This window comes from Mesorhizobium sp. M7A.F.Ca.ET.027.02.1.1, assembly GCF_004022985.1.
GTDB lineage: Bacteria > Pseudomonadota > Alphaproteobacteria > Rhizobiales > Rhizobiaceae > Mesorhizobium.
This window is the reverse complement of sequence record NZ_RZOL01000295.1, coordinates 1-7,703: the sequence shown is the minus strand read 5'-3', so window position 1 is coordinate 7,703 and position 7,703 is coordinate 1. Positions and strand designations below refer to the sequence as shown.

Annotated in this window: 7 protein-coding genes and 1 pseudogene; 2 read left to right on the top strand and 6 right to left on the bottom strand. The window is 61.0% G+C overall.

Going from position 1 to position 7,703, the window contains the following annotated elements:
- Both EN749_RS25710 and fghA read left to right on the top strand, forming a co-directional pair.
- Positions 1–206, top strand: a pseudogene (locus EN749_RS25710) (formylmethanofuran dehydrogenase subunit C); the annotation flags it as partial.
- 102 nt (positions 207–308) lie between these two features.
- Complete coding sequence (gene fghA, locus EN749_RS25705) at positions 309–1,139, top strand: S-formylglutathione hydrolase (protein ID WP_127810591.1); 831 nt, start codon at positions 309–311, stop codon at positions 1,137–1,139.
- Positions 1,140–1,468: 329 nt separating this feature from the next.
- On the opposite strand, the gene EN749_RS25695 is transcribed toward fghA, so the two are convergent.
- The 6 genes from EN749_RS25695 to EN749_RS25670 all read right to left on the bottom strand — a co-directional run.
- Positions 1,469–1,675 (bottom strand): type II toxin-antitoxin system HicB family antitoxin, encoded by a 207-nt coding sequence (locus EN749_RS25695; RefSeq protein ID WP_127810590.1) that lies wholly within the window; start codon positions 1,673–1,675, stop codon positions 1,469–1,471.
- 4 nt (positions 1,676–1,679) lie between these two features.
- Positions 1,680–1,880, bottom strand: coding sequence for a type II toxin-antitoxin system HicA family toxin (locus EN749_RS25690; RefSeq protein ID WP_013532021.1), 201 nt, complete (start codon positions 1,878–1,880; stop codon positions 1,680–1,682).
- Positions 1,881–1,886: 6 nt separating this feature from the next.
- Positions 1,887–5,669 (bottom strand): vitamin B12-dependent ribonucleotide reductase, encoded by a 3,783-nt coding sequence (locus EN749_RS25685; RefSeq protein WP_128364211.1) that lies wholly within the window; start codon positions 5,667–5,669, stop codon positions 1,887–1,889.
- Between the two features lie 599 nt (positions 5,670–6,268).
- Positions 6,269–6,580, bottom strand: coding sequence for a PilZ domain-containing protein (locus EN749_RS25680; RefSeq protein ID WP_127810588.1), 312 nt, complete (start codon positions 6,578–6,580; stop codon positions 6,269–6,271).
- A gap of 132 nt (positions 6,581–6,712) precedes the next feature.
- On the bottom strand, positions 6,713–7,201 hold the full coding sequence (locus EN749_RS25675) for an NUDIX hydrolase (RefSeq protein WP_023810435.1): 489 nt from the start codon (positions 7,199–7,201) through the stop codon (positions 6,713–6,715).
- Positions 7,202–7,413: 212 nt separating this feature from the next.
- Positions 7,414–7,703: phosphoribosyltransferase family protein (locus EN749_RS25670; protein WP_281061926.1), on the bottom strand; the 290-nt coding region annotated here is incomplete at its 5' end.

The window sequence follows — 7,703 nt, the reverse complement described above, 5'->3', positions numbered from 1 at the left end:
GTTCGATCCTTCTCGATCGCGCGCCGGCACGCATGTCGCCGAGCTTCGTCGAATGTGGCGCGCCCGAGAGCGTTTTCGCCGCCATCATCGATCGTCATCTGATCGCCGAGGGCATTTTGAAACGGCCGCTTCTGGGGAGCGCACCGCGCAAATATGGCGGGGATAACGCAGTGCTCGGAATGGGCGAGGTTCTTTTTCCGCGCTGAGATCCGTCGACACAGGAACCATAGGATGGCAGGACGCAAGTGCTTGCCGCTGGGTGGCAGTGGTGGGGCCGACCGTCATCCGACCCGCAACGTGGAGAACACATGAAAATCATCTCTCAAACGAAGGCCCATGGCGGCGTGCAGGGCGTCTATTCCCATTTGTCGACGAGTTGCCGTTGCGACATGACTTTTGCCGTTTTCATACCTCCGCAGGCGCGGGAGGCGCCTTGTCCCGTTGTGTGGTATCTCTCAGGCCTGACGTGCACCCACGCCAATGTAATGGACAAGGGCGAGTACAGGCGCATGGCCGCCGAGCTTGGCCTGATCGTCGTTTGTCCCGACACCAGCCCGCGCGGGGCCGACATTCCGGATGAAAAAGACAACTGGCAGTTCGGCTCCGGCGCCGGCTTCTATCTCGATGCGACGCAAGAACCTTATGCGAAGAACTATCGCATGTATTCCTATGTGACCGAGGAGTTGCCGGCTCTCATCGCGGCTGAATTTCCAGCCGATATGGCGCGCCAGGCTATCTCCGGCCATTCGATGGGCGGGCATGGCGCGCTGACGATTGCCTTGAAGAATCCGCAGCGTTTCAAGAGCTGCTCGGCGTTCGCCCCGATCGCCCAGCCAAGCACCGCCGGCTGGTCGAAACCGGCCTTTGAGAAGTATCTGGGCAAGGATGAGCCTTCGTGGCGAACCTGCGACGCGACGTCGCTCATCGACGACGGATACCGTTTCCCCGAATTTTTGGTGGATCAGGGAACGTCGGACGGATTTCTTGACGACGGGCTGAGGCCTTGGCTGCTTGAAGCGGCCTGCGCCAAAGCAGGTATTCCGCTAAAGCTGCGGATGCAGGATGGATACGATCACTCGTATCTTTTCATCTCCAGTTTCATGGACGACCATCTGAGATGGCATGCTGAGAGGCTTTGATCTGGGCAGGCCGAAGGCATGGCCAGATGCAAACAAGTTATTGAATCCGACGCCTTACACCGAGGGCGCCGCGCCTGCCGCCGTCAGACGCTACACATTTAGCCGCGACGCCGCCTATGCGAAAAAGCTGAAAGCGGTAGCAAGCCTCGATGAAAACCCGGAGCCGCCGTGCGGCGACTGGGGCGAAATGCCTGACGGATCCAGTATTTCGACGTGCCGGCGGGTACGGGGCGCAAGCTGCTATTCGTGGGGCAGGACGAGCCGTTGACGAGCAGACGCTGCGGGTGTTGCCGGCGGGGTAGATGCCGAGAATCCCGATTGCAGGAATTTTATGCCTCTATGTATTCCGCGAGGCTGACACCCTTGGGCACATTCAGGCCATCGGCTCGCAAACCTTCGATGTGAAAGCGTATTGCGTCGCGAATCTCGGTTTCCACTTCAGGCACAGTGGCACCTGTCGCGATGCAGCCGGGTAGGTCCGGCACATAGGCAGAGAAATTACTTCCTGCTTTTTCAATCACCACTGCGTAACGCATGTCATCACTCCTTCAAACCTGACTGCTTTAGGATGCTGTTCAGTGTTCCTGGCGCAACCTCTTCAGACGGCTTGCCAGCCACGGTGACGCGGCCGGCTTTGACTTCATGCTTATATTGGCGATGGCTGCCCTTGGTTGCAACCAGATACCAGCCGTCGGCCTCCAGCAGGCGAATGATCTCGCGAACTGTAAGCCGAGGTGGCACTAGACCTCAGCTACACCCGCTCGTCGAGCCGCACGTATCGCACTTCTCGCAGGTCCCGTTCCTCACCATGGTGAAATTCTGGCACTCGGAGCAGGAATTGCCGGTGTAGCCCTGGAGCAGGGACCTGGCGCGGCGGTCGTTGGCGAGTTTCTTGGCTTCGGCCGCCTCAACGGCCGCCGCGTCGGTGAATAATCCCGCCGTGGCGTCGGAAGCAACGCCCGCTGCTTCCTCGAAGGCGATGTCCTCGGCCAGTTCCTTCGCCCGCTCCTCATAGTCGCGCTTGTAGGCGACCGTTTCGTCGCTGGCCGGCTTCAGCGCCAGCACGTTGGAGCCGGAGAAGGCGGTCGGCACTGAGCGGGCAGGGGCGCCCGAGGGGGCTGCAAAGCCCTTCGGATCGTTGCCGCTGACGCGCGACACCAGCTTCACCGGCGAGGCGCCACGGGTCAGGCCCTTGGAGACCGCATCGGTCTTGCCTTCGCTGATGCCACGGCCAAGTGCGGTGTTGGAAAAGTCCGACTGGTCGACATGAGCGAGATCGTTGCGGCCGAGATAGGAAATCGCCAGCTCGCGGAACACATAGTCGAGGATCGACGTCGCGCTCTTGATGGCATCGTTGCCCTGCACCATGCCGGCCGGCTCGAACTTGGTGAAGGTGAAGGCGTGCACATATTCGTCGAGCGGTACGCCATATTGCAGGCCGAGCGAAATGGCGATGGCGAAGTTGTTGAGAAGGCCACGCAAGGTCGCGCCTTCCTTGTTCATGTCGATGAAGATCTCGCCGAGACGGCCATCGTCATATTCGCCGGTGCGCAGGAAGATGGTGTTGCCACCGATCTTGGCCTTCTGCGTGTAACCCTTGCGGCGGCCGGGCAGCTTTTCCTGCTCGCGCGACACGCGCTCGATGATGCGTTCGACGATCCGCTCGGTGATCTGTGCGGCACGTGCCGCCGCAGGTGCGGCGAGCAACTGCTCGACGGCTTCATCCTCGTCGTCCTCGCCATCGGCGAGCAGTGAGGAGTTGAGCGGCTGCGACAGCTTCGAGCCGTCGCGGTAGAGCGCGTTGGCCTTCAGCGCCAGCTTCCACGACAGCATGTAGGCGCCCTTGGCGTCTTCCACCGTCGCATCGTTGGGCATGTTGATGGTTTTGGAGATCGCGCCGGAGATGAAGGGCTGCGCTGCCGCCATCATCTGGATGTGGCTGTTGATCGACAGCGAGCGCTTGCCGATCTTGCCGCACGGGCTGGCGCAGTCGAACACGGCGAGGTGTTCGGCCTTGAGGAACGGCGCGCCTTCCAGCGTCATCGCACCGCAGACATGGATGTTGGCGGCCTCGATGTCTTTCCGGGAGAAGCCGAGCGCCGGCAGGATCTCGAACGAGAAATCGTTGAGCTGTTCGTCGGTGAAGCCGAACGTCTCCTTCACCCAGTCGGCGCCGAGCGTCCACTGGTTGAAGACGAACTTGATGTCGAAGGCCGACTTCAAGGCTGCGTTGAGCGCCGCGATCTTCTCGTCGGTGAAACCCTTGGCCTTGAGCGCGCCGGGGTTGATGGCCGGCGCCTGGTTGAGGTTGCCGTGGCCGACCGCATAGGCCTCCATCTCGGCGATCTGGGCTTCGGAATAGCCGAGCGTGCGCAGCGCTTCCGGCACGGCGCGGTTGATGATCTTGAAATAGCCGCCGCCGGCGAGTTTCTTGAACTTCACCAGGGCGAAGTCGGGCTCGATGCCGGTGGTGTCGCAATCCATGACCAGGCCGATCGTGCCGGTCGGCGCGATGACGGTCGCCTGCGCATTGCGGTAGCCATGCTCCTCGCCGAGTTCGATGGCGCGGTCCCAGGCGGCCTTGGCGTGCGTCGCAAGGTCCTGCTGCTTCAGGTCGGAAGCGACCAGCGGCACCGGGTTGACGGCGAGCTTCTCGTAGCCCTGCTTCTCGCCATAGGCGGCACGGCGATGGTTGCGCATGACGCGCAGCATGTTCTGCGCATTGCGGTCGTAGTCGGCGAAGGCGCCGAGTTCGCCGGCCATCTCGGCCGAGGTGGCATAGGCCATGCCGGTCATGATCGCGGTGAGTGCGGCGCAGATGGCGCGGCCTTCATCGGAGTCGTAGGGAATGCCCGATGTCATCAGCAGGCCGCCGATATTGGCATAGCCGAGGCCGAGCGTGCGGTATTCGTAGGACTGCTTGGCGATCTCCTTCGACGGGAACTGCGCCATCATCACCGAGATTTCGAGCACGATGGTCCACAGCCGCACCGTGTGCTCGTAGGCTGCGATGTCGATCGTGCCGTCGGCGTTGCGGTAGGGCAGCAGATTGATCGAGGCGAGATTGCAGGCCGTGTCGTCGAGGAACATGTATTCCGAGCACGGGTTGGACGCCCGGATCGCACCGGCCGAAGCGCAGGTGTGCCAGTCGTTCATCGTCGTGTTGAAATGCAGGCCCGGATCGGCCGACGCCCAGGCGGCGTAACCGATCTTTTCCCAGAGATCCCTGGCCTTCAGCGTCTTCAGCACCTTGCCGTCCTTGCGGGCGGTCAGGTGCCAGTCGGCATCGTCCTCGACGGCGCGTAGGAAATTGTCCTTCAGCGACACCGAATTGTTGGAGTTCTGGCCCGAAACCGTGAGGTAGGCATCCGAATCCCAATCGGTGTCGTAGGTTTTGAACGACATCGAGCTATAGCCTTGCTTGGCGAACTGGATGACGCGGTAGATGTAGTTCTCCGGCACGGCGGACTTCTTGGCCGCCTTGATCTCGCGCTTCAGCGCGGTGTTGATGGCCGGGTCGAAGCAGTCGTCGCCATTGCCTTCGCAGTTGACGCAGGCCTTCATGATCGCTTCGAGATGCTTCTTGACGATCTTCGAGCCAGTCACCAGCGAGGCGACCTTCTGCTCTTCATTGACCTTCCAGTCGATGAATTCCTCGATATCGGGGTGGTCGGCGTCGACGATGACCATCTTCGCGGCGCGTCGCGTCGTGCCGCCCGACTTGATGGCGCCCGCCGCGCGGTCGCCGATCTTGAGGAAGCTCATCAGGCCCGACGAGCGGCCGCCGCCGGACAGTTTTTCGCCTTCGCCGCGCAGCAGCGAGAAGTTGGAGCCGGTGCCGGAGCCGTATTTGAACAGGCGCGCTTCACGCACCCACAGGTCCATGATGCCGCCCTCGTTGACGAGATCGTCCTGCACGCCCTGGATGAAGCAGGCATGCGGCTGCGGATGCTCGTAGGAGGATTTCGACTTGGTCAGCTTGCCGGTGAACGGGTCGACATAGAAGTGGCCCTGGCTCGGGCCGTCGATGCCATAGGCCCAGTGCAGGCCGGTGTTGAACCATTGCGGCGAGTTCGGCGCGACGCGCTGGGTGGCCAGCATGTAGGCAAGCTCGTCGCGGAAAGCGCGCGCGTCTTCCTCCGACCCCTTGAAGTAGCCGCCTTTCCAGCCCCAGTAAGTCCAGGTGCCGGCAAGCCGGTCGAAGACCTGGCGGGCGTCGATCTCGGAACCGTAGCGCTCGGCTTCCGGCAGCTTCGCCAGTTCCGCCTCATCGGCTACGGAGCGCCACAGGAAGGAGGGGACGTCGTTCTCTTCGATCTTCTTCAGGCGCGCCGGCACACCGGCCTTGCGGAAATATTTCTGCGCAAGGATATCGGCTGCAACTTGGGAGAACTGCGCCGGCACGTCGATATTGTCCAAGCGGAACACCACCGAACCATCCGGATTCTTGATCTCCGAAAGCGCCTTGCGGAATTCGATTTCCGCATAGGCAGATTGTCCTGGCTTGGTGAAACGACGCTCGATGCGCATTGGTCCGGTCCCTTTTGTCTATATATAGCGCTTTTCCCTAGGGATTTCTGCCCCCGATGCGAAACGCGCATGTCCGCCGTCTGCCGGGCGTTCGAAAACGGCCGGCTCTCCATTTCGCGGTCTCCGCCGGCCCTGCTGGTCAAACTCCTTGCGAAGTACCTGTCCAACGCGCCGACGAACCCACGGGTCCCTCAAAACTGATTTTTTCCGATTCCCTCGATCGAGGGAAATTCACACTATCTAGCGTCGAACCTACCTGCAAACACTAAATATAGTATTAACAGACAATTTATTCAAGCCCGACAATTGTCCCTATCGTCCCCAACCGCCCCACAATCCCAACGCTTCCGCCGGCCTCGTAAACAGGCGGAAATGCGAGCAAAAACGCACATAATCCGGGAAAAAAGACCGGGCTCAGAACTTTCCGGTCGCACTCTCAACAGGAGCGCATGGCCTATAAAAGGCGACTCGTTTTGCGCCGTCAAGGATTCGTTTGCGTAGCTTTTGTGACCCCAACATCTTGTGTGTCACATATGTGGATAACGGGGATAGAATGCAGGCGCGGATCACGATTTTCCGCGCGCAAGCTTGCCCGGGCGTCAGCCGTAATGCAGCCGGGGCTTTGGCTCGGTGCCGGTGAACTGCACCCCGATACGGTCGTTGCGACGCCAGCGGACCTCGCACCGATAGGCAATGCCGTCGAGCGGCACATAGAGAAGGAATCGATCTGGGACCCGGGCTTCCAGCGGTACCTTCAGTTCGGCGCCGCCTTCGTGTTGATTGCGAAGCGTGCAGCCGACTTCCGAATTCGAAATTCCGGTGATGATCGACCCGCCCTTGAGCACGCGCGGACGATGCTCGCGCTGTGGGTCGTCGGACTCGTTTGGAATTGGATTTGCGGGATTCGCCATCGATCAAAAATACCAGAGCTGCCGAATCCTACCCTTGATTCCTTAGCAAAGCATTCATGTCGAAGCGCGGCAACGCGTGTCTAGCCTTTGCAAGCCAGTCCCGTTTTGCAAAGAGAGCGGTGTGGCCGCCCGTCAGGAGAAGCTGTGCGGGTCGGCGCAGAAATAGGCGATGATCTGGCAAAGGTCGGGTTCGTTGACCATGCGCACCGCTTCGCTCGCACGGACCCATTTGCGGGTGCGTGAGTGTTTTTCCTTCCAGCGGTCCGCGACTTTGTCGACATGCAGTGGAAACACCAGGACCTCGCACGGCACTTCTTCGCCGGAAGCCAGGACCTTGGCGTAGAAGTAACGGCCGGCTTCAAGATGAGAGACACGGCCGCGCAGCCCGGCCTCCTCGCCGGCTTCGCGCGCCGCGGCCTCGCAGAGCGGCTCCCTGGCCTCTGGCCAGCCCTTGGGCAAAACCCAGCGGCCGGTATCGCGGCTGGTGATCAGCATGATTTCGACGCCGTCTCCCGTGTCGCGCCACGGCAGGGCGGCAACCTGCAGGCGGCACGGCGCCGTGCCGAAGAGCCGTCGGACCCTTTCGGCCAGATGATTGTGTGTCGTTGGCCTCGTCAACATCGAAGAAGCTAGCCCCAGCCTCCGGAATCGTTTGCCGTCTCACGAATCTTACGGCTAATTGTCGGCAATAAAAGTAAAAAATTTCATTCGCCTGGCCCATTTCCTCCAACAGACGTCGATTTCGCAAAATATCCGGCCCTGCCGGACCTGTTTGCGAAAGCAAATCATGCCCGGTGCAAGCTGCTGGTCTGTAACAGGCAGGTAGTTGCGAATCAGCCGGCGTGGTCGTCGGCGATCGGCTTCTGGTAGGTGAAGCCCATGTCCCACGGGAAATAGATCCAGGTGTCCTGGCTGACTTCGGTGACGAAAGTATCGACCAGCGGCCTGCCTTTCGGCTTGGCATAGACGGTGGCGAAATGCGCCTTGGGCATCATCGCGCGCACGATGCCCGCCGTCTTGCCGGTGTCGGTCAGGTCGTCGATGATCAGCACGCCGGCGCCGTCTTCGTCGAGCAGGGCAGGGGTGATCTCCTTGAGGACCTGCAGCTGCCCCTGGCTGGTAT

Coding starts and splice junctions, on each gene's coding strand:
- EN749_RS25695 (WP_127810590.1), bottom strand. CDS start 1,675: ATGCGTTACGCAGTGGTGATTGAAAAAGCAGGAAGTAATTTCTCTGCC.
- EN749_RS25680 (WP_127810588.1), bottom strand. CDS start 6,580: ATGGCGAATCCCGCAAATCCAATTCCAAACGAGTCCGACGACCCACAG.
- EN749_RS25675 (WP_023810435.1), bottom strand. CDS start 7,201: ATGTTGACGAGGCCAACGACACACAATCATCTGGCCGAAAGGGTCCGA.
- fghA (WP_127810591.1), top strand. CDS start 309: ATGAAAATCATCTCTCAAACGAAGGCCCATGGCGGCGTGCAGGGCGTC.
- EN749_RS25685 (WP_128364211.1), bottom strand. CDS start 5,669: ATGCGCATCGAGCGTCGTTTCACCAAGCCAGGACAATCTGCCTATGCG.